This is a genomic window from Legionella waltersii, assembly GCF_001468085.1.
Classification (GTDB): domain Bacteria; phylum Pseudomonadota; class Gammaproteobacteria; order Legionellales; family Legionellaceae; genus Legionella; species Legionella waltersii.
This window is the reverse complement of record NZ_LNZB01000060.1, coordinates 213,451-239,085: the sequence shown is the minus strand read 5'-3', so window position 1 is coordinate 239,085 and position 25,635 is coordinate 213,451. Positions and strand designations below refer to the sequence as shown.

Sequence of the window (25,635 nt, the reverse complement as noted above, 5' to 3'; positions counted from 1 at the left end):
TTAGAAAAATAATAAAAATAAGGGATGTTATGAGAACTACACTACTTACAACTGCATTATTGGTTTCTGGTATAACCTCAGCTGCCACCCCTGTTGATGGTTGGTATGCCAGTGCATTTGGCGGTTATACTTATGTTCCCAGTCATGTCTATCTATATCAATACGGTCTTTTCCGTGATAATGATGGATACAATGGTGGGTATAATGCGGGAGCCAGATACGGATTTCAAAGCAATCCCCTTCGTTATGAAGCAGAATATACGTATTTAACAGCAAATGCAAAGCACTTTAATGTGAACTTTCGCCCTCAAACAGGCCTGACTGGTTATACAAGCGGTAATTTCATTATGGCTAACATTTATTACGATACTCCAGAGATGTTACCAGCTATTGCACCATTCCTAGGGGCAGGAATAGGTTATGGCTATTTGAAAACTAAATTAGCTAGTTCAGGACCTCTTGGACCAACCTATTTTAATGATGGCGAAGGAGGATTTGCGTATCAAGGGACTGTTGGTCTAACTTATAATTTTGCCGAAAACTACGCTGTCAACGTTGCTTACCGCTTCATTGCAACCGATCAAATCGATCTTTTTGGAAGAAGCTACACCGCTCATCTAGCAAGTGCCGGAGCTATATACCGTTTTGACCAAGGAAATTATAAATAAGGACATCTCTATGAAAAAGTTCATCAAACTAGGTCTGGTATCAAGCTTCATCCTAAGCAACTCAACCTTTGCTTTTAATGAACCCCATGGGTTTTATTTTGGATTGTTAGGTGAGGTCAGTCATGGGCCTTCCGAGCAGAATATTCATATTCCTTATTATGGTATAAATCATGATGCTCAAGTGAAATTTAGCTATATTTCAGGTGGAGGTGGTGCCGCTCTTGGGTATAAGTACAGTCACTACAGAGGGGAGGTTCAAGTACTCTATAACTCAATTTCCACTGGTCCGGTCAAACTTCCTGGTTGTACCATTGAAAATATGGATGTTGCTACCCCTACTGGAAACTGCCCCTCTGAATTAGTGACTAAAGGCGTAGGATTTAAGGGCACTAGTACAGCCGTTTATGGATTATTTAATGTGTATTTTGATATCTTTGGAAATGAGAATCCAAGTGATATTTTCCCATATCTTGGAGTCGGTGCGGGAGTGGTGAGTATCAGCAACAGTAACGAATTCATTGCAACCCTTACAACGAATGAAACGTCTAGATCAATTAATAACACTCTTACCTCAAGTGCTGCTCAGGGTATTTTGGGAGTGGGTTACTTGATTGATGATTATACTTGGCTTGATTTGGACCTTCGATATATCACGACCAAAGCACTTCCTGAGTTTGATAACAAAAGATACAGTTTGTACACCATTAACTTTGGTGTGAATGGTTCATTCGATAGAGCAACTTCCTAGGAGTTGCCATTCAACGATCTTGGCCTAAGACCTTTGATTGTCTGCAATCCGTAACTCATATACTTTAAGGTTTTTAGGCTCAAGCTAGCGAATGATTAATAGCCTGAGTGTTTCTCGTAACCTTGTGGCTCTTGCCACAAAGTTACGAATAAAACCATAACCATCGGACCTAAAAATAAGCCTAGTAATCCTAAAGTCTCAACACCACCTAAGATCCCAAATAAAACAGCCAAAAAGGGTAACTCTATAGCACCACCGATGAGAACTGGTTTTATAAAATGGTCCGCGACAAACATGACCAAAGTCCCCCAGACTAACACGACGATCGCACCCACTAAACTACCTACTGACAACAAGACCAAGGCAACAATCACAAACACAATGGGAACAACAAAAGGAATCATCGCTGCTAATGCAGTGATAAATCCTGTTAATGTAGGTGCTGGAAATCCTACTAATGCGTAGCACACCCCCATTAATACCCCGACACCTATACCGACAACGATTGTGCCATTTACAGTACCTCTCAAAGCAGTGGGTAATCTATCCGCGTATCTAGACCATCTATTCCCTAAACAATATTTTCCAACATGTTGGATCTGCTGGATTAATTGATTACCATCCCGATAGAAGAAGAATAAAGTCAGTAAAGTAAATCCTACTTGAAAACTACGATGCGCCAAATTAAACCCAATTTGTTTTATATAATAGCTAGCTGGAGTTAGTGTTAAATGCAAATTGGATAAAAAACCTTTTATCAAACCCGGCTTACCAATATGTTCATCCCAATAGACAATGAGATCGTTGCCAACTAATGGAATATTCTTAAAAAAATCAGGTGCAGCCCCCCCCTCACGATTGGTTTCTTGTAAAAAATTAATGAATAACTGCGATTCTTTAATCAGTATGCTTACCAGCCAACTCAGTGGAATTAAAAATAATAAACCCATTAGTGTAGTGAATAAAAAGGCTGCTGTATTGCTGTAATTTCCAAACAGTTTAGTCCACTTGTTGTACATGGGATAAGTGGCTATAACTATAATTCCTGCCCAGATCATGGATGGAAGGAATTTATGAACGATATAAATGGAGAAAACGACAATACTAACCGTAAGACCTATACTGATAAGTTCTTTATGGTTTTCATTCATTTAGTGAATGCTCCAAGCAATAAGTTGTATAATGCCCCAGGCAGGAATTGCAGCAATCACATCATCCAGCATAATGCCTATTCCACCTTTTACCTGCTTATCAATCGTCCGAATAGGCTGCGGCTTCCAGATATCAAAAATTCGAAAAAGAATAAAACCGATTAACATCCACACATACCCTTTTGGGGCTAAAAACATCGTTAATAGATAGCCAACGACTTCGTCCCAAACAATTCCTTTATAGTCATGAACTCCTAAATCAGAGGAAACTTTGTCGCTAACCCAAACACCTAACAAAAATGCTAGTATTGTACATACTAGATAGACAGTCCAGTGTGAATTCATTAGAAGCAAATACAATGGAATTGCCGCTAAGGTTCCCCATGTCCCAGGGGCAATAGACATTAACCCACTACCAAATCCGAAAGCAATAAAATAAATTGGATTCTGCCATACTCGATTCACTAAATTCGTTTGATTCATAATCGCTCCTTCGCAGATTTAATTTGAAATCTATTCCTGACTGATTGCGTTTTAATTTTCCATGTTGACTTCAACCGAACGAACTTGTCTGGCTAGATTATTTAAAACACCATTGACATAACGATGTCCATCCTGCGAGCCAAACTCTTTTGCTAACAATATCGACTCATCCAGCACCACTTTATAAGGTACTTCAGGACAGTGAAGTAGTTCAAAGGAACCAATCCTTAAAACAGTTAACTCAATAGGATTTAGAGCACTTACTTCCCTATCCAGATAGGGGGAAAAACTTGTCTCAAGCTCTTGTACATTCTTAGGTACGCCATAAAGTAAATGGCAAAAATACTCTCCATCCACCTTTGCCATGTTGTTTATAGCTCTAAACTGTGCCTCAATTTCAGGAATATCACTTCCAGACATTAGCCATTGATAAAGGGCTTGGAGAGCCAATTTTCTAGCCCTTCGTTTACCACCAACTATTTTCTTTTCCACTATGACCTCAAATAACAGTAGAACTTTCGTAGAACGCCAATCACATCGTTAAAAAATGGTTGTAACTTGTTCATTTAGTTTATCCAAATTCCCTCATTAAAACCATTTTTTGCCACGACCTTGTGGTTTTACGTAAGCTCTATAAATACTAACCCTAGCTATCCTTATCATTGTGCTTCATTTCTTCAATGGTCTGTCTAAAATCACTTACGTCCTTGAATCGCTTATAAACCGAGGCGAAACGGACATAGGCAACATGATCTAAACGAAACAGCTCCTTCATAACTAGTTCACCAACCTGCCTGGATTCAACCTCTCGGTCTCCTCTTCTTCTTATCTCTTCTGTTATGGTGATAATTGAATTCTCTAGATCATCCACGCTAACGGGCCTTTTTTCTAATGCCCTGAGCATCCCAGATCGAAGATTATCTATATTGAACTGCTCTCGTCTGCCATCACGTTTGATGATTAACGGCATAATGAGTTCTGCAGATTCAAAAGTGGTAAAGCGCTCATGACATTCTAAACATTCGCGCCTTCTTCGGACTTGAGCACCTTCCGCAATTAAGCGAGAATCGACCACTTTAGTATCTTGTGCATGACAAAATGGACAGTACATGATTAAGCGTATACCGGAAATTCACGACATAACAATAAAACCTGTGTTTGTACTCTAGTGATATTCGTTTCATCATGAATATTATCAAGTACATCAGCCAACCAATTCGATAATAAAGTGATTTCTCTCTCTTTGAATCCTCGCGTTGTAGCTGCCGGTGTTCCTAAGCGTAAACCACTAGTTACAAATGGAGAGCGAGGATCATTAGGTACTGAGTTCTTATTCACTGTAATGTTTGCTTTACTCAGTGCTGCATCAGCATCTTTACCTGTAATGTCTTTATTGATTAAATCAACCAACAACAAATGATTGTCCGTGCCACCAGACACAATATTGTATCCCCGACTTTTTAGAACTTCGCACATGGTACGCGCGTTTGTTAAAACTTGCTGTTGATAGGTTTTGAACTCAGGCAGTAATGCTTCTGCAAAAGCGACTGCTTTCGCTGCTATGACATGCATCAAAGGACCACCTTGCATTCCTGGAAATACTGAGGAGTTCAGTTTTTTTTCAATCTCTTCATTAGCTTTACACAGTATCAAACCACCTCTTGGACCGCGTAACGTTTTATGTGTTGTAGTCGTAACTACATCTGCATAGGGCATTGGAGAAGGGTACAAACCCACTGCTACTAAACCAGCAACATGGGCCATATCTGCCATTAAATAGGCGCCAACTTTATCGGCAATTTCTCTAAAGCGTGCCCAATCTAAAATTCGTGAATAAGCCGAAAACCCAGCGATGATCAATTTTGGCTTGTGCTCTATTGCCAAGCGTTCTAAAGCATCATAATCAATCAACCCAGTAGTAGGATCAACTCCATATTCAATAGGATGATATATTTTTCCGGAAAAATTAACTTTTGAACCATGAGTTAGATGTCCTCCATGAGGCAAAGCCATACCCATAAAGGTATCGCCCGGAGAAAGCAAAGCCATCATCACCGCTGCATTTGCTTGCGACCCTGAATGAGGTTGCACATTCACATAATGAGCACCAAAAAGTTGCTTGGCTCTAGATATAGCCAACTCTTCTGCTACATCTACATACTCGCATCCACCATAATATCGTTTACCTGGGTAACCTTCTGCGTATTTATTGGTTAGTACGGAACCTTGAGCTTGCAAGACTCTGGGGCTTACATAGTTTTCTGAGGCAATTAACTCGATATGCTCTTCCTGGCGTTTTTTCTCATTAACCATGGCTTTATATAGAACTTCATCAAACTGATCAATGGTATAGCTCTCGTCGAACATGAGTCGCCCTCTCTTTTAGAAATAATTATCGATTTTTAACTATAATGTCATTGCGGACACTTCGTACACCATCAACACCAGATGCAATCTGTCCAGCTCTTTGTTTAATTCTTGGAGTATCAACAAATCCGCTTAATTGTACTTCATCCTTATACGTCTTCACTTTAACAGAAAATCCTGTTGTTCCTAATTGATCAATCAAACTGGTTTTAACCTTTGCGGTAGTTGTAGAGCTATCTAGGTATTCCCCTGTACTTTCAGTTCTAGGTGAAACAGTACACGCGATAATGATTAAGGATATCGATCCCACTATAAGCATCCTGAGTGAGTCACGCATAAAGGCTCCTTCAATGATAAAAAAACCTTAATAGATTAACACAAAACTCACTCAGATACTAAGGGGGAAAGCATACAATTTTTAGCTATGTCCATGCACATTGGAGGAATTATGATCATGGACGTTACCTTGTTCTTGTACTCCATGAGTTGGTTGTGGATTAACGGTAACTACATTACCACGACTCTCTGAATGATCATGATATCTACCGCCAGAGCTTGGACGATAAGCTTGCCTGTTGTAATTATAATAGGGTTGCTGAGACGAATGATGATGGTAGTTTTGTGGAGGCGGATAATATTGCTCTACTTCTACATGGGGGGGACGGGAATAATAATTGTCTTCCATAGGGATACAAGAGCTCATTAATGGTAGAAACATTAAACAGTAAAACTTGAGGTATCTCATTTACATCTCCTCAAAAAGAGAAAAGGGAGCCCATTGTTAATGAAAGCTCCCTCTTACCGATTGCATGAATTATCTTGTTGATAGTTCAGCTTTAGCTTGTTTCAAATAAGGAACAATACGGATTGTGTTGTTTACACTGGTCCAACCTGAGTAGATTGTGTAATAAGGAGATTGGATAGTGATGTACATACCGCTATGGCAATAAAAATTATAGAAAAGACTAATGTAGTGAGGAGATTCATAACGATAAATATTAAAATCTACAGTTGAACCATCGTCAAATGTTCCGAACACTCGGACATCAGTAAAACTCTGATTGATGATTTCAATCTGGCAATATCCAGGATAAGTAATTCCTTTTTGGATGGATTTCTTGTCTTCACCGTCTGCTTTAGGATGCAGGTGAAGATTAGCTGCAAAAACATTAGTAAATAAACTAAAACAAACAACAAACAACAACGACTTCAACTTCATGTGTTTCCCCTTAGTAAGTTGGAAGCTGAATAGTATCAAAGTATGCAATTTAGTCAATAGGATATTTTTGTACTCAAAAAATAAAATAATCGTAAGCATTCAGCAAGATCTATTAGGATCATGAGCGTAACAAAGCCGCGACTCAGGGCTGAGGAATCGACTCCTATTAGAGTTCCCCAACTAATCTTTTCTTTGATGGTCATTAGGCTTATGTCTGGCGCTTAGCCGTATGGCGAAGCCTTAAGCAGTGTCATTCGTGAAAGCGGATAGTTCCGTATCCGCTTGCTGACGCGCGCGGCTCGGTTCACTCCCTGCTCTGACTAGGATTTGATTCAGACACCAAAGAAGGAACCGAGCCGCGCGCGTCAGCAAGCGGACCGATGCTAGCCGTATAGATGAACCTAATGACACCGCTTAAGGCAGCGCCATTCGGTGCTTCGCCCGATCTTTGGTATAAATGCCCCTTTTAAAAAATGAGTCGATTCCTCAGCCGTCAGGGAACTCACTTTTTTTTGTTTTCAAAACTAAATTCTGACTTCTTTAAAGATCCACTCCCTGACTTTCTCGTCTCAGACACTGAGCACTCCAAATGCGATTAGTGTGAATAATTAGAAATACTCTAAACATCACAGAACTTACTAAAACTAGCAGGTGCTAAAGTTGTTCGTTGTGGTATAGTTACTAACTTATTTCGGTTAAGCGTGCACAGGGGAGAATAATGAACAAACGAATGACCATCATGGGACTGAGCTTATTGGTTGTCTTCGGTGGAATCATTGCATTTAACCTAGTCAAGGCGTTCATGATTAATCGCTTTTTTGCAAGTTACCAACCCCCTGCTGTTTCTGTGTCGTCAGCGATTGCTCAAGCAGTTGATTGGAACCCAACAATCGACGGCATTGGCAACTTTGTGGCAACGGATGGAGTAGACGTCAATTCTGAGGCATCCGGAAATGTGATTGAAATCCATTTTGAATCAGGTCAATATGTCGAGAAGGATGAGCCATTGATTACTATTGACGATGCAATTGACCAGGCATTACTTAAATTCAATCAATCCGAATTATCTCTTAAACAACTTGAGTACAACCGGCAAACCGACCTCTATAAGAGAGGTGCGACTCCTATTTCCAGTGTTGATGAAGCAAAAGCAAACCTACAGCAAGCTCAGGCGAAAGTCGAACAAATTCAAGCACAAATTAATCAAAAACACATTAAGGCCCCCTTTGCTGGACGATTAGGCATACGCCAGGTAAATCTTGGACAATATGTTAGCCCAGGACAAACATCAGTCGTTTCATTGCAATCCATGGATCCTTTGTATTTGGATTTCTATCTTCCGGAACAATACTATAAACAAATCAAAATTGATCAACCCATTTCTTTTACTGTTCAGGAGTTTCCAGACTTCATGTTTGAAGGAAAGATTTCTGCGATAAACTCTAAAATCGATCTAACTACTCACAATGTGCAAGTGCAAGCAACACTTGCAAACTGCCCAACTGAAGCGCTGAAAGATCCCAAAAACTCGACTTTAATTAAAACCAAAACGATAGAGAGAAGCGACAAGTTGATGATCAGCTGTAATTCTGATGAAAACCGCAAAAATAAAGTAAATCAGTTTGTTTTTGTCCCCGGGATGTTTTCATCCATTCAAATTAAGCAAGCTCCAGAACCTAATACAGTCATTGTTCCCTCTACTGCGATTTCCTATAGCTTGTATGGAAATTCAATCTATCTGATTGAGAAAAGCAAAGAAAATGGAAAAAATGGTGAACCTCAATTGGTTGTAAAACGAGTTTTTGTTGTGACTGGCGAGCAAGAAGGTAACTACACGGTCATTAAAAGAGGGATCAAAGCTGGACAAGAAATTGTAAGTACTGGCGATCTAAAACTACAAAATGGTACACCCGTAAGAATCAATAACAGCGTTAAATTAGATTCCACACCTAATGTAGATAAAATAGGACAGTAAAATAAACATGTCAGGAAACTCTATGAAATTTACAGATCTTTTCATTAAGCGCCCAGTGCTATCCGTAGTAATCAGCTTATTGATTTTGTTATTTGGTCTTAACTCCATGTACAAGATGCAAATTCGTCAATTCCCCAAAATGAATAACACCGTAATTACAATTATGACAAGTTACCCAGGGGCAGATGCTGAATTAATCGCTGGATTTATAACCACACCTCTTGAAAGCTCAGTTGCTAGCTCTGAAGGTATAGATTATATGACATCAACCAGCGAGCAAAGCTTAAGCACAATTACCCTGAATATTAAGTTAAATTTTGATCCTCAAGTCGCGTTTACTGATGTCATGAGTAAAGTCCAGCAAACCCTGAACCAATTACCCAAGGAAGCTCAACAGCCGGTCATTCTTAAAAAATCAGACTCTTCAACTGCCCTAATGTACATTAGTTTAGACAGCCAGGAAATGACTCCACAGCAAATTACAGATTTTGCAACTCGGGTTGTACAACCTCAGCTACAAACCGTTGACGGTGTAGCAAAAGCTGAAATTTTAGGTGGTGCAACTTATTCGATGAGAATTTTTATGGACCCAATAAAAATGGGTGCATTAAATGTAAGCCCACAAGATGTGGCAACAGTTTTGGCAAATAATAACTTTTTAACGGCAGCTGGAAACACCAAAAGCGAATATGTTGCAATCAACATGACCGCTAAAACCGATCTAAATTCTCCCGAAGAGTTCCAGAGATTAATTGTGAAAAGTGAGAAAGGCTCTATTATTAGAATTCGCGATATTGCCCGTGTTGAGCTGGGGTCACAATCGTATGATAATTCGGTAACATTCAATGGGAAAAAAGCTGTTTTTATCTCTATAACACCTACCCCAACTGCCAATCCTCTGACCGTTATTAATGATGCCAGAAAGCTGTTCCCTACAATAGTAAAAGATTTCCCACCATCATTGTCAGGAACCATAGTCTATGATGCAACAAATTTTATCAGAGCATCAATTCATGAAGTAACAGAAACAATTATCGAAGCTGGTGTCATCGTTATCATTGTGATCTTTCTATTTTTAGGCTCCGTTCGTTCTGTACTAATCCCCGTAGTAACAATTCCATTATCTTTAGTAGGTGTTTGTACATTAATGTTGATACTAGGGTACAGTATTAACCTACTTACATTGCTTGCCTTCGTTCTTGCAATTGGACTTGTAGTTGATGACGCGATAGTGGTTGTCGAAAACGTGCACCGCCATCTTGAAGAAGGACTTAGTCCGTTTGATGCAGCAATTGTAGGTGCTAGAGAAATAGCAACGCCTGTAATCGCTATGACGATTACCCTTGCAGCAGTCTATGCCCCTATTGGGTTTATGGGAGGATTAACGGGTGCATTATTTAAAGAATTTGCCTTTACTTTAGCTTCTGCCGTTATTATCTCAGGGATAATAGCTCTTACTCTGTCTCCAATGATGTGTTCAAAACTCTTATCAATGAGCTCAACTAGCGGTAAATTTGCTCATGCTCTCGATGAGTTCTTTGAAAAATTAAAGGGAATTTATAAAAGCGCATTGCATAATTTATTAAACACCAGAGAAATTATGCTTCCTTTTGCAGCAGTCATCATCATGATGTTGCCATACTTGTACAATAACACCTCTGCAGAAACTGCCCCCGAAGAAGACCAAGGGTTTTTCTTTGTTATAGGAACAGCTCCACAATATGCAACCTTGAATTACATCGAAGCGTACACTAAACCTTTTGATGAGATCTACAAAAGCTTCCCAGAAGCCGAAAGCTATTTTAGCGTTAATATGAAACAACCCATATCGGGTATGGTGTTGAAACCATGGGATGAAAGAAAGCGAAGTCAATTTGCCCTTAAAGAGCCTTTACAAAATAAATTATCAGAGATAGCTGGACTGAACGCCTTTGCGATTATCCCTCCACCATTACCAGGCGGTGGTGGCGGACCTCCTGTTGAGTTCGTTATTAAAACAACCAATGATTTCCGCAGTCTTATGGATGTATCAAACAAGCTATTAGAAAAGGCAAAAGCCAGTGGTTTATTTATATTCATTGATAACTCTTTAAAATTTAATCAACCACAAATTCAATTTGATATTAATCGCTCAAAAGCCTCTGAAATGGGACTAGATATGAGAGATATCGGGAGTAGTTTAACAAGCGCATTATCAGGAAATTACATCAATTACTTCAACTTAGAAGGCCGCAGTTATCAAGTTATACCACAGCTTGAGCGTAAGTTTCGTTTAACTGAAAAGCAACTGGGTGAGCTTTATGTCAAAACCTTAAAAGGATCCATGGTCCCACTTTCAACAGTCGTTACCCCAATTGAGAAAACACAGCCTAATGCTGCAAGCCATTTTCAGCAACTCAACTCAGCTACCCTTCAAGGGGTAATGATGCCTAATAAAACATTAGGAGAAGGCCTAGCGTTTTTACAAAAAGCAGCCGATGAAATTCTACCGAAAGGATTTAGTTATGATTATGGTGGAGAGTCCAGACAGTTTATTGAAGAAGGAAGTGCATTGGTCTTTGCATTTATATTTGCAATTATAGTGATCTTTTTAGTTCTTTCTGCGCAATATGAAAGTTTTAGAGACCCATTGATAGTTCTAATCAGTGTACCCATGTCTATTTGCGGTGCTTTGATACCATTGAATCTTGGGGTTGCTAGCATCAATATCTACACTCAAGTAGGACTAATTACCCTTATTGGTCTCATCAGTAAGCACGGGATTCTGATAGTCGACTTTGCTAACCATATACAAAGAGAAAAAAATCTAGACAGGCGTGCAGCCGTTGAAGAAGCAGCTGCTACTCGTCTAAGACCTATATTAATGACTACTGCTGCTATGGTCTTTGGTGTACTTCCACTTCTCATTGCCAGTGGCGCTGGCGCTGTCAGTCGATTTGACATTGGTTTAGTCATCTCAACTGGATTGCTCATTGGAACTTGCTTTACTCTTTTCGTAGTACCAACCATGTACACGTACATTGCAGAAGATCACCGTCCTAAAGCTAATGATAAGGGAGAAGAGCTAGCATAAGCGCATCCAGGTCGCGCGCGGTTCGGTTCCTTCTTTGCTGTCTGAATCAAATCCTAGTCACAGCAGGGAGTGAACCGAGCCGCGCGCGTCAGCAAGCGGATACAGAACCATACGCTTTCACGAATGACGCTGCTTAAGGCAGCGCCATTAAACGAAGCGCCGGACCTACGCTTACAGACCATCGGAGAAGAGATTTGTTGGGGCACTCTAATAGGAGTCGATTCCTCAAGGTCTGTCCCCCTTTTATATCACGGGTGAGGGATCGGAAACCCAAGTAAGGATTCAACCTAATCAACCTCACTCATAAATGGCTAAACTCACCTAATTTATGATAAGATTCACCAATTTCAGTATACGCAGGCTAAGCAATGGATAAAACCTATTCTCCAGAAGCAATTGAATCATCTACCTACAAAAAATGGGAAAGTCACCACTACTTTCAGGCTCGTGGTGATGGCAAGCGTTTTTGCATCATGTTGCCTCCCCCAAATGTCACCGGAAGTCTTCACATGGGGCATGGATTTCAACACACTATTATGGATGCACTCACCAGATACCATCGCATGATGGGAGATAAAACCTTATGGCAGCCTGGTACTGATCACGCAGGCATCTCAACTCAATTGGTTGTTGAACGACAATTAGAAGCCAAAGGCATTACTAAAAAGGATCTAACTAGAGAACAATTTTTAGATAAAGTGTGGCAATGGAAAAACGAGTCTGGGAATACAATTACCCAACAAATGCGACGCATGGGAGCCTCAGTTGACTGGACTCGCGAACGATTTACAATGGACGAAGGTTTATCTGCAGCAGTACAAAAAGTATTTGTCCAATTGCATGAAGAAGGTTTGATATATAGAGGTACTCGACTTGTTAACTGGGATCCCAAACTTGGGACTGCAGTTTCAGACTTAGAGGTTCTTTCTGAAGAAGAAGATGGATTTTTATGGCATATTCGCTACCCTGTTGTTGATTCCAACGAGTCTTTGGTCGTAGCCACTACTCGTCCTGAAACGATGTTGGGTGATACAGCCGTAGCAGTTCATCCTGAAGACGAGCGTTTTAAACACTTAATAGGCAAACAAGTTCAGCTCCCCTTATGCGATAGAACCATTCCAATCATCGCTGACGACTATGTGGATAAAGAATTCGGTAGTGGCTGCGTTAAGATAACACCTGCCCATGACTTTAATGATCATGAGGTCGCTAAAAGACATGAACTTCCTCTCATCAACATTCTCACAAAAAAAGCGGCAATTAATAAAAATGCCCCTGTTAAATATCAAGGTATGGACCGTTTCGTTGCTCGCGAAAACGTTATTAAGGATTTGGAAGAGGCTGGATTATTAGTTAAGACCGAACCTCATAAACTCAAAGTTCCACGCGGTGAAAAGTCCAATGTCATTATAGAACCATTGCTAACCGATCAATGGTACGTAAAAACAAAACCTTTAGCGGAGCCTGCAATTACAGCGGTTAAGAAGGGCGACATTCGTTTTATTCCCGAAACATGGACTAAGACTTATTATCAATGGATGGACAATATTGAAGATTGGTGCATTAGTCGCCAACTTTGGTGGGGACATCGCATCCCTGCTTGGTATGATACCCATGGGAATGTGTACGTTGGGTATAGTGAAAATGATGTACGTTTTAAGCATAAGATAGATGAATCAACCCCTCTGCGACAAGATGAAGACGTCCTCGACACTTGGTTTTCTTCAGCACTATGGCCTTTTTCAACCTTAGGCTGGCCAGAGCGAACTCCTGAGCTTGAGCAATTTTATCCAACTTCAGTTCTTGTCACTGGTTTTGATATTATATTCTTCTGGGTAGCACGGATGATCATGATGGGTCTGAAGTTTACCGGAAAAATCCCATTCAAAGAGGTATTTATTACCGGCCTAATTCGTGACAGTGAAGGACATAAGATGTCAAAATCCAAAGGGAATGTTTTAGATCCCTTGGACATTATTGATGGAATTGATCTTGAATCTCTCATTGCTAAAAGAACTTCAAATCTAATGCTCACATCTGTTCGTGACCGAATCATTAAAGCCACAAAAAAAGAGTTTCCTGAAGGCATAAGTGCTTACGGCACAGACGCTCTCCGCTTTACCTATTGCAGTCTAGCTTCTACAGGTCGAAATGTTCGCTTTGATATAGGGCGTGTAGAAGGCTATCGAAATTTTTGCAATAAATTATGGAATGCAGCACGATATGTATTAATGAATGTTGATGAAGAGCATATTGATTTTGACGATGGACCGTTTCAATACAGTCCAGCAGACGAGTGGATCTTATCGCGTTTACAGAGCACCATAGGTAAAGTTCATCATTATTATGAAACATATCGTTTTGATCTATTATCCAATACCCTCTATGAGTTTATCTGGCATGAATACTGTGATTGGTATTTAGAGCTCTCAAAACCAATTTTGCAAGATCCAGATGCACTGAGTGCTATGAAGCGTGGAACTCGAAAAACACTGATCCATGTGTTGGATCATGTTCTGAAACTCCTCCACCCCTTAATGCCATTTATTACTGAAGAAATCTGGCAAAGAACTAGTAAATTTAGTAATGACAATGGCAATAGCATCATGTTAAGCCCCTATCCCAGAGTAGATGAGGCCTTCATAAATCCTGTTATTGAAGAGGAATTGGACTGGATTAAATCCTGTATCCAGGCATTAAGAGCTATTCGCAGTGAAATGTCTATATCTCCTGCCAAACAGATACCCCTGCACATTCGTAATATTACTCCTGAGCTAAAAGATAGAGTTAATAAGTATGAAACAACATTAAGAACTCTAGGTAAAATTAGCGAAATTCATTTTAGTTCAGCAAAAGAAAAACCTCCTGTGTCTGCTACCGCTGTACTAGGAGAGGTTGAGCTTTTAATTCCTATGGCAGATCTTATAGACAAAGATGCTGAGTTAACTCGTCTATCCAAAGAACTGGCTAAGTTAAAGAAAGACATTGATTTAGCAGAAGGAAAACTGAATAATCCTAAATTCACGGATAAAGCCCCACCTGAAATCATAGCTAAAGAACAAGAAAAATTATCCAATGCCTTGACTGCTAAAGAAAAACTATTGCAACATCAGTCAAGAATTGAGGCTTTGTAAGTTGGTAAATATTTTCCACTTGCTCACGCATGGCTTGGATACAATCCTTACTTTTCTCACCCCCTCTCTCAATAAGAGAGGGTGAATTTTTGTGGAATATCAAGGTAAATGGATGGACACACTATGGAAGCTTCAGAAGCAACAAAAAGTCATTCTCTTGGTTCGTATGCGTTTTCTCTTGTTTTAATTGCATCCATCGTTCTTGGTGGACTTACTGGTTATTTTTGCAAGCAAATAACGCCTTGGCTTAAGCCAATAGGAGACCTATTTCTCAATTTAATCTTTACAACCATCGTACCATTGATTTTCTTTAGTATCTCTTCAGCAATTGCCCGCAGTAGCTCCTTAAAAAAGCTTGGACGTATCTTGTATGCAATGGTATTAGTCTTTTTATTTACAGGAATCATCGCAGCAATTTTTGCTATTTCTGTAACCTTGTTATTTACTCCGGTACAAAATATCAGCATCATTAGTGACGGATCTGCTAAACCCTTGCCTACAATTAATATGTCTAATCAGTTAGCTGAGGTTTTTACAGTGTCCGATTTTTCAAAGCTGCTTTCTCATGAACATATCTTGGCATTAATCGTTTTCTCTATTTTAGTAGGGGTAGCCGTCATTCACTCTCGTGAAAAGGGCAAAGAGTTTTCTTCTCTATTAAAGTCAGGTGAAGAAGTATTCATGAATGTGTTCAATATAATCATGTACATTGCTCCATTAGGTTTCTTTTCCTATTTTGCAGTGTTGGTCAATGAGCTTGGACCCAAGCTGATGGAGAACTACGTACGTGTTGCCATACTCTATTATTCCTCCGCGATTATCTATTTCATCGTTATTTTAAGCTTCTACGCTTATCTTGCAGGGCGAATGAAAGGCATCAAGCTATTTTGGAAGAATATTCTCATACCTATGTTAACTTCAATTGCCACATGCAGTAGTGCTGCTAGCATACCGGCTAATTTATCGGCCACAAAAGCGATTGGTATTTCACCTGAAATTTATGAAACAACGATTCCAATTGGATCCCTGATTCATAAGGACGGTTCAGTAATGGGCGGTGTATTTAAAATTGCATTCCTATTTGCCATGTTTCAATTACCATTTTCTACTCTTCCAATTTTATTCACTGCTTTAGGCGTTTCTTTGCTAGTAGGTAGCGTTATGGGGGCAATACCCAGTGGCGGCATGCTCGGAGAATTACTTATTCTTGCAGTTTATGGATTCCCCCCATCTGTACTGATTGCAGCTGCTGCGATTAGTATCATCATCGACCCCATTGCAACAATGCTTAATGTGACAAGCAACACGGTAAGTACCATGATGGTAGCTCATATTGTAGAAGGAAAAATAGATACACAAACTCATTGTTAATGATTTTGGGGGTTAACGATGAGGATTGGATCAATGAATACATCGAGACATCTAGACTATGGATGATTTCATGTGGCCTGTATCCCATACTTGCGGATAGTACTGTTTGATGGTTTTTCCTCTCCCTGATGGTCTCTGATTGGTTAGCCCGCAGCAAAACAGAGCCGCGATCGTCAGGGCTGAGGAATCGACTCCTATTAGAGTGCCCCAACTAATCTCTTCTCTGATGGTCAGTAAGCGAAGATCCGGGGCTTCGCCGAATGGCGCTCCCTTACGCAGGGTCATTCGGCGAAGCGGATAGTTTCCTATCCGCTTGCTAACGCGCGCGGCTCGGTTCACTTCCTGCTATGACTGGGATTTGATTCAGACAGCAAAGAAGGAACCAAGCCGCACGCGTAAGCAAGCGGAGCGATGCAGGACGTATAGAAGAACCTAATGACACCGCTTTAGGCAGCGCCATTTGGTGAAGCACCCATCCTTTGGTATAAATGCCCCTTTTAAAAAATGAGTTTATTCCTCAGCCGTCAGGTAGTGGATATATGCAACTATTCTCTGACTTCTAAACCTTGTTAACACGTCGACTTATCCACCAAGCCAACGTAATTGTTGAGAGAACACCAAGAATTTCACTATAATGCACCCATGAAGGTCCCGTTAACATTAAAGCATCAGGACTGTGCATGACTGAAAAAGGAACGGCAAGTAAAACATCCATAATTGCTGATCCAGCAACTAAACCACAAGCAATCAGTGTGCCTTTTTGCTTTCTAGATGTTACTTCCTCATCTGCTGAATAAGAAGATTTAAGTCGTTTTTCTACAAAATAGGCAATAAGTCCACCAATGAACAATGGAAAGGATGAAGCTAAAGGTAGATACATTCCAATTGCGATTCCTAATACAGAGAGATTAACAAGTCGGTTTAATCGCAATACCCGATTTAAAATGACTATGACAAAAATAACACCAGCACCAGATAACATCATAGCCCAAGGCAACGAGTTCCTAAACACGGCCTCAGTGATTGCAGCCATTAGTGCCGCTGTAGGCGCAGGAAGAGATTGGGATATGTCCATTCCTGCATGTGGCATAACTCCGGCTATACCATAGACATCAAACAATAATTGCATCACTGGAGGGATGACCAATGAAGAAACAATGACCCCCAATAAAAGCATCACTTGCTGCTTCCATGGAGTTGCTCCTACCAACTGCCCAACCTTTAAGTCCTGAGTATTGTCGTTTGCAATAGCAGCAATTCCTGTAACTACAGCACCAATGATGATCGTAATGGCTTCTGCAGCTTGAATTTGATCGGCATTAAAGGGCAAAGGTAACAGGTGGTTCATTGCCTTAATGAGTAACCACGCTGCGAATAATATTCCTGAAATCACTACCGAACTTCCTGGACTTGCTGTTACTCCAACCATCCCAGAAAAATACGCTGTTATGACTGAAAACAAAAATCCAATCACCAATACATAAAGTATTCCACAGAACACAATTGTTGGGGAAAAATCATTATCCAAACCTGCTTGGTCCAAAGGAAATATGGATTGAAAAAATAAAAAGAGAACTCCAGCCACCAATCCGATTCCACCAATGATAAAAACCATGGAAAGATCCCTATCCGTTCGTAACACTTGTTTTTCAGAAATTTTTTTGGTTGAAAACGTCGCTAAAGAAGCTCTGATACTGTGAGTTAAAGGTTTTACTAACTTGATAAAAGTCCAAACGCCCGCAAAGAGCATTGCACCTATCCCAAAATACCGTAACTCACTGCTCCACAACATTGAAGCCGCTTGCTCAGGTGGGTACTGACTTAAAAACTCAGGATAGAAATGACTCACGATGGGTAAAGCAACCAACCAAAAAATAACAGCACCAAGAAATATACTAATTGCCATGGAATGACCAACTAAATATCCTGCCCCTATCATGGTTGCAGAAAAGCCAGCACCTAAACCGAATAGAGATCGCTTAATAACAAACCAATAACTCCAATTACTGGCAATTAATTTAAAACCAACTTGCAGTAACTCAATCCCACCCCCTACTGCTCCTCCTAAAAAGATATCGTTTATTCCTACTTTATTGGCTGTACTTTTAAGCACCTCCGCAATCGCTCTTCCTTCAGGAAAATTCAACCCTTTATCCGTGACTAAAATTCGACGCAAGGGGATAGAAAAAAGAACTCCTAGTACTCCTCCGCAAGCAGCTATCAGAAAATTATTGAGATAATCAAAATGATTCCAAAATCCAATAATCACTAAGGCAGGGATGGTATACACAATACCACCAGCAACGGCCTCACCCGCAGATGCAGCCGTTTGTACCGCATTGTTTTCCAAAATCGTGGAATTCTTAAAAAATCGTAGAATTCCCATGGAAATAATTGCTGCTGGAATTGATGCCGAGGTTAATATGCCTAGTTTAAGGGCTAAATACGCATTAGACATAGCCAATAAAATGGTTAGCAAGATAGCCAATAAGATGACCCTGAGACTTAACTCAGGTACATTTTGATTGGCTGCTATAAAAGGCGTATCTGACATTAATTACTCCAAACAACTTTAGAAATTTCTGGCTTTATTAAAGTAGAAATGGATGACAGAGGAATTTCAACTTTCTGTTCACCATAGACATACGCAGCCACTTGGTAGGCATTGAATAGAATAGTTACTCCCTTTTTGCTAAAACTCCATGTCTTATAATTGTCTAAAGTAGGCTCTGTACCATTTTTAATCCAATCGGCATCGGAGATTTTCTTTGCTGAAATAGTTTGACTGCAGATTTTGGCGATTGTTGGTAAATAATCAGAACCTTTAATAAATAAATCGGATAATTTAACCGGCTTATCCTGTATAAAATTTAGGACTTCTACCTGATTTGAAGGATGTGCTGCTCCGCGATGGTAAATGGAAACATTGAGCTGAACGCTAAGTGCATTTTTAGACTCAAAAGGAATGGAGTAAGTAATATTCAAACCCGTTTTTCCTGGAGCATCTGCAGGTGTATCTGCATCCAGAGACAGCTCTTTCATGAAACTAGTTTGAGTATTGGTGATAAATTCTTTAATGCTGTTGTTCACTGCATCAGATTGGAAACCCTGGGGAAATTTAATATCCAAGATATATTCTGCAGTTTCCTTCTTAATCACTTCGGAGCTCATTGTTCCAGCAAAAACAGTTGTTCCAATCAACAATAATGTGATTGCGCTCAATTGCTTAATCAATTGATTCATCATTTTTTCTCCGAAATAATTGTCTCAAGATACCCACTCTCCAGCAATCATGGTTTTATGCGGAATAGGGTATGCAAAATAATAACACAAAGCGGCACTATCTTTTATAGACCATAAGACTAAATCTGCCATTTTACCCACTTCGATGCTCCCTATCAGATGCGACAGACCTAAAGCTCGAGCAGCATGAGAAGTAACCCCGGACCAAACCTCAGGGATAGACAGGCCAAACAACTGGCAAGCCATACTCATCATTAGCCAAAGAGAGGTTGTTGGTGACGAACCTGGATTTGAATCCGTTGCTATAGCCATAGCCACACCCGCTTTCCTCAATAGTTCAATGGGTGGTTTTTGTTTCTCTTTCAAGAAATAATAAGCCCCAGGCAATAGTACAGCTACTGCGTTGGCTTTCGATAAAGCCATAGCCCCTTGCTCATCCAAAAACTCGAGATGATCACAAGACAAGGCTTTATACTCGGCTGCAAGTCGGCTAGCACCCATATTAGTCAATTGCTCCGCGTGACATTTAATAGGTAGATTTAATTCGCTTGATCGTTTAAATATTTGCTCTGTTTGCTCCAAAGTAAATGCTATCGATTCACAAAAAACATCCACTGCATCAGCAAGCCCGAGCTCTTTAACCGCAGGCAACATCTCTTGACACAAATAATTCACATAAGCTTGGCTATTTCCTTGGTATTCTGGAGGAACTGCGTGAGCACCTAAAAAGGTTGTTTGAACTCGAATGCCAGAAACTCTACCCAGCTCTTTAGCAACTTTTAACATTTTAAGTTCAGTTGCTAAATCTAATCCGTAACCCGATTTAATTTCAATCGTTGTAACGCCTTCGCCTTTTAATGCCAAGATTCTTGGTAAAGATTGCTCTAACAAATCCTCTACTTTAGCAGATCGAGTCAAATTAACCGTGGATAAAATCCCTCCTCCAGATTTAGCAATCTCTGCGTAGGTAGCCCCCTCTAATTTTTGTCTGAATTCATTGGCCCGATTGCCTGCATACACCAAATGTGTATGACAATCGATAAGTCCTGGGCTTACTAATTTCCCACCGCAATCTTCAATAGATCTAGCCTCTTCGCGGTAATGTCTGGGCAATATAGATTCAGGACCGCACCAAACAATTTGTCCCTTATAAACAACTATTGCTTGATTAGGCTCTTCTTCACCTGCATGAGTTACAGTGGTTGCATGAAGTAATAATTTATCGCATCCCATGGCTAAAAATCCCAATGCAAAACTTGATGGGGTGACTTCAACCATTCAGTGTGGTGAGCTGTATCATAGATATCCCATTCATGCGAGACATAGCGTTTTTCGTTAACCTCTAATAGCAACCAGCATAGAAACTCTGCTACTGTTTCAGGTGAAACTAAGCGTTTGGCTTCTTTCAAGCGTCTGTAAAAATGAGTTTGAGAGGGTTCCATATTATTTCCTTGTCTTGCTATGGCCTGCATTTCAGTATCAATAATGCCTGGTTTAACACTAGCAAAAACAATGGAATTTGATTCTAATTGCCAACAACGAGTTAACATAGCTAGCGCCGCTTTACTCACACAATAAGCACTCCAACCTTTAATTGGAAAATACGCCGCACCAGAACCTATATTTAAAACCCGTCCGTTTTTTAGCTGATTTTGAAGTAGTTGTGGTAAAAATAACGCCGCATCTATGTTTGTATTCATTGCAGAGTGCCATGCCTCTGGAGTTATACTTTGCATAGGAGCCATAGGCTCCAGAGTTCCGGCATTATTCACGAGTGATTTAATGGATTTGAAGTCTGACAATTTAGTTTTAATTAATTCTCTTCCATTAGGTGTTGAGACGTCAGCACTTAAATAGTCTATTTTAGTCGATTGAGAAGCAGTCTCTTGAAGCACATTCTCGCGACGCCCGATAATACAAACTTGTTCACCTCTTTCTGCTAAAGCTAATGCTAGACTTTTGCCAATTCCACTTCCACCGCCAGTTATGATATGCACTATGCCCTCGCTCAAAAGATAATGGATAGCAAATGATAACAGATTTTATACTAACTTGAGCTCTGTCGCAAAAAATGCCGTTGGTTATAAAAAATACACAACTTGTTGCCTATACAAGAACCATTTTGAGTGCATTTAATGGTTTTTGGACATTATTTCTTTACATTGTTTTTATTGCTCTATAGCTCTGGCTCCTACATGGAACTATCAGCAATTGAATAAGAAAAAAAATTTGAATTGATCAACTTTTAGGATATAGCATATACATAGTAAATTGGGCTAAACAAAGTACGGACCAACAAAAAGACTTGATGATATCGGTAGATAGGAGATCTTAATGTTTAATAACCTAAGTAACTACCAAGCAGCCACCCCCTCAATCTGGCAAGGTCGGCAAGACACCTCTCCAGGTGAGCGTTTTTTTCAAAACATTAGTTTCCCTCAAAGCAAAAATGAGTTGATGTCTGGAGACAAAAAAACGGTATTTATAGGTTTTGCCAGCGATACCGGTGTGATTAGAAACTTAGGAAGACCTGGTGCAAAATTAGGACCTGATCAACTCAAAACATGCATTGCCAAATTACCTTGTTCTAGTGAGCGTTCATTTGTGGATATAGGAAATATAGTTTGTGAGCAAGATGATTTAGAGAGCGCTCAGCAACAATTTGCACAGGCTATCCAGTTTTGTCAGCATCATGGTCATCAAACAGTAGGTTTAGGAGGTGGACATGAAATAGCATGGGCCCATTATCAAGGGCTATGCAGACAATTTCCCAAAGTAGGTATCATCAATTTAGATGCTCATTTTGATATTAGACCTTATCAAAAAGGACAACTAGGACACTCAGGAACTCCTTTTTCTCAAATAGCAAACTACTGCCAAGACAATAAATTACCATTTCATTATTGCTGTCTTGGGATTCAAGCATTTGGCAATACCTCTTCTCTTTTTAATCGCGCAAAGGAACTGAGGGTTAAATACCTTTTAGCAGAAGATATTTTTACTAAAAGTCTGGCCTGGCAATTGGCTTTTCTGGATGAATTTATGCTTAATTTAGACCATATTTATCTCACTATTTGCCTTGATGCTTTCGGAGAGGCTTTTGCGCCAGGAGTAAGTGCGCCACAACCATTAGGGCTTACACCTTGGCATGCACTTCCGTTGTTGAAATACATTATTCAAAGTGGCAAAGTAATAAGCTTTGATGTGGCAGAACTTTCACCACCCTTAGATCAAGAGCAAAAAACTGCTAGACTAGCGGCTCTGATTATCGCAGAATTACTAGATACTAATTGAGGAGTCAATTTCATGAAGAAAACACTGCTGTGGGGAACCTTGATTGCTTTAATCTGTACCCAAGCCCATTCTGATGCAACTCAACAGACTAACCCTGTTCAACAACCAGATGCAGCAACTAGCAATAACAACCAGGGAAACACAACCCCTACTACTGGTACAACCCCATCAACAGCAACTCCCCAACAAAACCCAAACTCTGAACAGATGCAACCATCTACTCAGCAGTCCAATACCAATACGACAACTGGGACAGCACAACAAAATACGACCAATCAACAACAACCTACCACGAACCAAGCTAATCAACAAAATCAGGCAACACCACAATCAACTACTACTCAAACACCTACTCCACAAACACCACCAGTCATTGATTGTAATTATAAAATTCCTGCTGATACTAAAACAATTGATCAAACACTGCTCTTAACCTGGTCACAAGCAGCCACTACCCAAGCATTCGACTTTAATCCTGACTCTCTAGATGCGCAAATGCAAAAATTACAAGCTTGCTTTACCGATCAAGGGTGGTTAGGTTTTAACTCTGCTTTGCAAAAATCGGGTAATATTGAAGCCATAAAAACACAAAAACTGCATGTAAGCAGCCAAATTGATGGACAAGCATTAATAACGGACTCTCAAGATGGTCAATGGAAAGTCAATGTTCCTTTACAAGTTGTTTATCAAAATGATAAAGAAAAAGTAACTCAGTTGCTCACTGTAAGCCTTACCATTGGTCGCAAGAAGACTGGTGACTTAGGTATCAATCAAATGATTGCCACTCCACGAACTGCAAGCGCGGCCCAGCAGAACACAACAGGAAACCCCAGTGGAGCACCGAATACAGCAACGCCAAGTAATACTCCTACAAATGGGACAGGACAAACAAATACGAGCTCAACAGACCCCACTGTAAACACCACCACTAATTCTGGTACACCCAATACAACAACTCAAGGACAATAATTTCAAGCGGCACTTGATTGAAGGAATTAATTCAGTGCCGCTATAATGAATAGGGAAAATCATGAAAAAATGGACTACTGGTATAGTATGTTTGTTTACTTTAAATGCCCATGCTAATGTGATTCAATATTTCGCAGGAATTAGTTACAACAATCCTTCAGAATTATTCAAAATTAAAAAAAGCCAGATTATTTTTGGTGCAACAACGTCCTACGCTGATCTTAAATTCACAGGAAGTGTTCTAAATTTTAACACATTTGGGTACGGCTCCGGCACCAATCACTCAAGAACCTCAACCATCTGGCCCTATGGGCGTGTAGCCAAACGTTTAAATGATAAAGCCGTGTTTGCAATAGATGTAACCCAACCGTTTAATTCTAATTTAAACTGGGGAACTTATGCGTTTACAAACTATGCCGCCACACAAAATTATTTAACGGATATCGATCTTAGTCCAAAATTATCATTTGCACTAAGCCAGAAAATTCAAATTGGTGGTGGAATAAACTTCAATTACCTTTTAAAAAATGAAGTAAATTGGGCTTTTCCTACTGGTCAAACAACCTATGCAAACTTGGTCAATCGATCAGATAGTTTTGGAGTAGGTTATAACTTGGGCGCGACGTTTATCCTTAACCAAACTAACTTTCTTGGCCTCACTTATTACTCCAGAATAAAGCAAAATACCAGTGGAGTAAGTTATTTAGGAACCACAGCCAATGGTAATTTTCAATTTGGATTTAGCATGCCTGCTACCACCATTGTGAGTTACTTACATATCTTTAATCCAAAATGGCTTATTAGCCTGCAAGTATTCCAAAGTGAATGGAATGCTAACCAAAAGGCTAGACTTTTCAATACAGCAGCCCCTGCTCCATTCAGTAATTTTGTTTTTGATATGAATTTTTCCAAATCTTATGCCTATTCAGTGTTTTTACGTAAGCAATGGACTGAAAAATTAGGTATAGCAGTTGCTGGTATGATTGATGATGGGCCAGAGCATGATCATCTTCGTACCATTGTTTTCCCTTCCGACACTCAATACTTTTTAGGGCTCGTTGGGGATTACCATTTTACTGAGAACACATCGACTGAATTGCTGGTTGGACAGGTTTATTCACATCCCAGTATTCAAAACCGCGTTATGACTGCTAATGGACCAGTTCCATTTACTACGGGTCAGGTTACTATTAACGCATCTGTTGTGGATTTGAAGTTTAAGATCGAAGGCTAGATCAAATATCCGCTCCCTTTCGGTCTCGGCTCGGTTGTACTTGACAAAACCGAGCCTTGGCGATAAAGGAGCTGATCTTTTTTTTAGTTTTTAGGTTGTTCCATTGCTGCCATTGTTTTGACCCCATTTTGATCAGGATATGCCAAGACAATTACTTTAGTACCAATACGCATAAATTCTTCATTCAGCCACTTAGCAGCACTTGGGAATACCCTTACACAACCATGGCTAGATGGATGTTCTGGAACTTCATAGGCCGCATGAACTGTAAACCCTTGATAGAAATACATACAATAAGGCATTTTTGCTCCACCTTTTGTATCTACGGGGTATTCTCCGGAATGACAATCTATTCCATGCTTGTTATATACCCTGAAGGTACCGGTAATTGTTCTGCAAGACTGGGTTGGATTTTCTTCACAAAAATCAATTCCACCTGATGCCGCCCCAGTCATAACGCGATTTCCTTCTTCATCATATGCAGCCCATGCAGATGCTTTAGGATCAAAAACAAACAAACGCTCTCCAGTTGCTTTAATTTGCATCGGAAAATAGTTACGCCCTCTTCTGTCTTTCAAATAATGAATCGTTCGATGCACATATCCAGCATCATCCGTAATTAAGGTTGACTCATCATAGTCAAGACATGACGTCAGACCAAGGCATAGCACCAAACCAAGCCAATATTTTTTTTTCATTTAATTAT

At 40.0% G+C, this 25,635-nt stretch carries 22 protein-coding genes; 9 read left to right on the top strand and 13 right to left on the bottom strand.

What is annotated here, in order from left to right; genetic code table 11:
- Positions 1-29: 29 nt before the first annotated feature.
- Complete coding sequence (locus Lwal_RS14170) at positions 30-668, top strand: outer membrane protein (protein ID WP_058481458.1); 639 nt, start codon at positions 30-32, stop codon at positions 666-668.
- Positions 669-678: 10 nt separating this feature from the next.
- On the top strand, positions 679-1,416 hold the full coding sequence (locus Lwal_RS14165) for a hypothetical protein (protein ID WP_058481457.1): 738 nt from the start codon (positions 679-681) through the stop codon (positions 1,414-1,416).
- Between the two features lie 95 nt (positions 1,417-1,511).
- Here Lwal_RS14165 and Lwal_RS14160 read toward each other — a convergent pair whose 3' ends face one another.
- The 8 genes from Lwal_RS14160 to Lwal_RS14125 form a co-directional block, all read right to left on the bottom strand.
- Positions 1,512-2,567, bottom strand: coding sequence for an AI-2E family transporter (locus tag Lwal_RS14160; protein ID WP_058481456.1), 1,056 nt, complete (start codon positions 2,565-2,567; stop codon positions 1,512-1,514).
- The gene (locus tag Lwal_RS14155) at positions 2,568-3,050 is read right to left on the bottom strand and encodes a phosphatidylglycerophosphatase A family protein (protein ID WP_058481455.1); all 483 of its coding nucleotides are present in this window, start codon (positions 3,048-3,050) and stop codon (positions 2,568-2,570) included.
- A 51-nt stretch (positions 3,051-3,101) separates the two neighbouring features.
- The gene (gene nusB / locus Lwal_RS14150) at positions 3,102-3,542 is read right to left on the bottom strand and encodes a transcription antitermination factor NusB (protein ID WP_058481454.1); all 441 of its coding nucleotides are present in this window, start codon (positions 3,540-3,542) and stop codon (positions 3,102-3,104) included.
- Positions 3,543-3,696: 154 nt separating this feature from the next.
- Positions 3,697-4,161, bottom strand: coding sequence for a transcriptional regulator NrdR (gene nrdR, locus Lwal_RS14145; protein ID WP_058481453.1), 465 nt, complete (start codon positions 4,159-4,161; stop codon positions 3,697-3,699).
- 2 nt (positions 4,162-4,163) lie between these two features.
- Positions 4,164-5,417 carry a serine hydroxymethyltransferase gene (gene glyA / locus Lwal_RS14140; protein WP_058481452.1) on the bottom strand — a complete coding sequence of 418 codons (1,254 nt, stop codon included), beginning with the start codon at positions 5,415-5,417 and terminating at the stop codon, positions 4,164-4,166.
- Between the two features lie 25 nt (positions 5,418-5,442).
- Positions 5,443-5,754 (bottom strand): BON domain-containing protein, encoded by a 312-nt coding sequence (locus tag Lwal_RS14135; protein ID WP_058481451.1) that lies wholly within the window; start codon positions 5,752-5,754, stop codon positions 5,443-5,445.
- 81 nt (positions 5,755-5,835) lie between these two features.
- Entirely contained in the window at positions 5,836-6,162 is a 327-nt protein-coding gene (locus Lwal_RS14130) for a hypothetical protein (RefSeq protein WP_058481450.1), read from the bottom strand.
- A 69-nt stretch (positions 6,163-6,231) separates the two neighbouring features.
- Positions 6,232-6,636, bottom strand: coding sequence for a hypothetical protein (locus Lwal_RS14125; protein WP_058481449.1), 405 nt, complete (start codon positions 6,634-6,636; stop codon positions 6,232-6,234).
- Between the two features lie 718 nt (positions 6,637-7,354).
- Between Lwal_RS14125 and Lwal_RS14120 the strand changes: the two genes are divergently transcribed.
- The 4 genes from Lwal_RS14120 (at position 7,355) to Lwal_RS14105 (ending at position 16,189) form a co-directional block, all read left to right on the top strand.
- Entirely contained in the window at positions 7,355-8,611 is a 1,257-nt protein-coding gene (locus Lwal_RS14120) for an efflux RND transporter periplasmic adaptor subunit (RefSeq protein WP_058481448.1), read from the top strand.
- 22 nt (positions 8,612-8,633) lie between these two features.
- Entirely contained in the window at positions 8,634-11,684 is a 3,051-nt protein-coding gene (locus Lwal_RS14115; RefSeq protein WP_058481447.1) for an efflux RND transporter permease subunit, read from the top strand.
- A 368-nt stretch (positions 11,685-12,052) separates the two neighbouring features.
- Complete coding sequence (locus Lwal_RS14110; protein ID WP_058481446.1) at positions 12,053-14,818, top strand: valine--tRNA ligase; 2,766 nt, start codon at positions 12,053-12,055, stop codon at positions 14,816-14,818.
- A 123-nt stretch (positions 14,819-14,941) separates the two neighbouring features.
- Positions 14,942-16,189 carry a dicarboxylate/amino acid:cation symporter gene (locus Lwal_RS14105; protein WP_058481445.1) on the top strand — a complete coding sequence of 416 codons (1,248 nt, stop codon included), beginning with the start codon at positions 14,942-14,944 and terminating at the stop codon, positions 16,187-16,189.
- A 559-nt stretch (positions 16,190-16,748) separates the two neighbouring features.
- On the opposite strand, the gene Lwal_RS14095 is transcribed toward Lwal_RS14105, so the two are convergent.
- The 4 genes from Lwal_RS14095 to Lwal_RS14080 are packed head-to-tail and all read right to left on the bottom strand — an operon-like array spanning position 16,749 to position 21,429.
- Positions 16,749-18,743 carry an OPT family oligopeptide transporter gene (locus Lwal_RS14095; protein ID WP_058481443.1) on the bottom strand — a complete coding sequence of 665 codons (1,995 nt, stop codon included), beginning with the start codon at positions 18,741-18,743 and terminating at the stop codon, positions 16,749-16,751.
- Positions 18,743-19,432 carry a DUF3298 and DUF4163 domain-containing protein gene (locus tag Lwal_RS14090; protein WP_058481923.1) on the bottom strand — a complete coding sequence of 230 codons (690 nt, stop codon included), beginning with the start codon at positions 19,430-19,432 and terminating at the stop codon, positions 18,743-18,745. The genes Lwal_RS14095 and Lwal_RS14090 overlap by 1 nt, the downstream gene beginning before the upstream one ends.
- A 24-nt stretch (positions 19,433-19,456) precedes the next feature.
- Positions 19,457-20,710 carry an imidazolonepropionase gene (gene hutI / locus Lwal_RS14085; protein WP_083500111.1) on the bottom strand — a complete coding sequence of 418 codons (1,254 nt, stop codon included), beginning with the start codon at positions 20,708-20,710 and terminating at the stop codon, positions 19,457-19,459.
- Entirely contained in the window at positions 20,668-21,429 is a 762-nt protein-coding gene (locus tag Lwal_RS14080) for an SDR family NAD(P)-dependent oxidoreductase (RefSeq protein ID WP_058481442.1), read from the bottom strand. Before Lwal_RS14080 ends, hutI begins: the two co-directional genes overlap by 43 nt.
- A gap of 337 nt (positions 21,430-21,766) precedes the next feature.
- Here Lwal_RS14080 and hutG point away from each other — a divergent pair, with 337 nt between their 5' ends.
- From hutG to Lwal_RS14065, 3 genes are all read left to right on the top strand, one after another.
- On the top strand, positions 21,767-22,726 hold the full coding sequence (hutG, locus tag Lwal_RS14075; RefSeq protein WP_058481441.1) for a formimidoylglutamase: 960 nt from the start codon (positions 21,767-21,769) through the stop codon (positions 22,724-22,726).
- Positions 22,727-22,738: 12 nt separating this feature from the next.
- A complete protein-coding gene (locus Lwal_RS14070; protein ID WP_058481440.1) occupies positions 22,739-23,695 on the top strand; it encodes a DotI/IcmL family type IV secretion protein in 957 nt (318 codons plus the stop codon).
- A 61-nt stretch (positions 23,696-23,756) separates the two neighbouring features.
- Complete coding sequence (locus Lwal_RS14065; RefSeq protein WP_058481439.1) at positions 23,757-24,929, top strand: OmpP1/FadL family transporter; 1,173 nt, start codon at positions 23,757-23,759, stop codon at positions 24,927-24,929.
- Between the two features lie 83 nt (positions 24,930-25,012).
- On the opposite strand, the gene Lwal_RS14060 is transcribed toward Lwal_RS14065, so the two are convergent.
- Positions 25,013-25,627, bottom strand: a complete 615-nt coding sequence (locus Lwal_RS14060; RefSeq protein ID WP_058481438.1) for a L,D-transpeptidase — start codon at positions 25,625-25,627, stop codon at positions 25,013-25,015.
- Positions 25,628-25,635 lie beyond the last annotated feature (8 nt).

What these genes read in the sequence shown, in the direction of transcription:
- Lwal_RS14170 (WP_058481458.1), top strand. Translation starts at nt 30, where the DNA reads ATGAGAACTACACTACTTACAACTGCATTATTGGTTTCTGGTATAACC.
- Lwal_RS14165 (WP_058481457.1), top strand. Translation starts at nt 679, where the DNA reads ATGAAAAAGTTCATCAAACTAGGTCTGGTATCAAGCTTCATCCTAAGC.
- Lwal_RS14160 (WP_058481456.1), bottom strand. Translation starts at nt 2,567, where the DNA reads ATGAATGAAAACCATAAAGAACTTATCAGTATAGGTCTTACGGTTAGT.
- Lwal_RS14155 (WP_058481455.1), bottom strand. Translation starts at nt 3,050, where the DNA reads ATGAATCAAACGAATTTAGTGAATCGAGTATGGCAGAATCCAATTTAT.
- nrdR (WP_058481453.1), bottom strand. Translation starts at nt 4,161, where the DNA reads ATGTACTGTCCATTTTGTCATGCACAAGATACTAAAGTGGTCGATTCT.
- glyA (WP_058481452.1), bottom strand. Translation starts at nt 5,417, where the DNA reads ATGTTCGACGAGAGCTATACCATTGATCAGTTTGATGAAGTTCTATAT.
- Lwal_RS14135 (WP_058481451.1), bottom strand. Translation starts at nt 5,754, where the DNA reads ATGCGTGACTCACTCAGGATGCTTATAGTGGGATCGATATCCTTAATC.
- Lwal_RS14130 (WP_058481450.1), bottom strand. Translation starts at nt 6,162, where the DNA reads ATGAGATACCTCAAGTTTTACTGTTTAATGTTTCTACCATTAATGAGC.
- Lwal_RS14125 (WP_058481449.1), bottom strand. Translation starts at nt 6,636, where the DNA reads ATGAAGTTGAAGTCGTTGTTGTTTGTTGTTTGTTTTAGTTTATTTACT.
- Lwal_RS14120 (WP_058481448.1), top strand. Translation starts at nt 7,355, where the DNA reads ATGAACAAACGAATGACCATCATGGGACTGAGCTTATTGGTTGTCTTC.
- Lwal_RS14115 (WP_058481447.1), top strand. Translation starts at nt 8,634, where the DNA reads ATGAAATTTACAGATCTTTTCATTAAGCGCCCAGTGCTATCCGTAGTA.
- Lwal_RS14110 (WP_058481446.1), top strand. Translation starts at nt 12,053, where the DNA reads ATGGATAAAACCTATTCTCCAGAAGCAATTGAATCATCTACCTACAAA.
- Lwal_RS14105 (WP_058481445.1), top strand. Translation starts at nt 14,942, where the DNA reads ATGGAAGCTTCAGAAGCAACAAAAAGTCATTCTCTTGGTTCGTATGCG.
- Lwal_RS14095 (WP_058481443.1), bottom strand. Translation starts at nt 18,743, where the DNA reads ATGTCAGATACGCCTTTTATAGCAGCCAATCAAAATGTACCTGAGTTA.
- Lwal_RS14090 (WP_058481923.1), bottom strand. Translation starts at nt 19,432, where the DNA reads ATGAATCAATTGATTAAGCAATTGAGCGCAATCACATTATTGTTGATT.
- hutI (WP_083500111.1), bottom strand. Translation starts at nt 20,710, where the DNA reads ATGGTTGAAGTCACCCCATCAAGTTTTGCATTGGGATTTTTAGCCATG.
- hutG (WP_058481441.1), top strand. Translation starts at nt 21,767, where the DNA reads ATGTTTAATAACCTAAGTAACTACCAAGCAGCCACCCCCTCAATCTGG.
- Lwal_RS14070 (WP_058481440.1), top strand. Translation starts at nt 22,739, where the DNA reads ATGAAGAAAACACTGCTGTGGGGAACCTTGATTGCTTTAATCTGTACC.
- Lwal_RS14065 (WP_058481439.1), top strand. Translation starts at nt 23,757, where the DNA reads ATGAAAAAATGGACTACTGGTATAGTATGTTTGTTTACTTTAAATGCC.
- Lwal_RS14060 (WP_058481438.1), bottom strand. Translation starts at nt 25,627, where the DNA reads ATGAAAAAAAAATATTGGCTTGGTTTGGTGCTATGCCTTGGTCTGACG.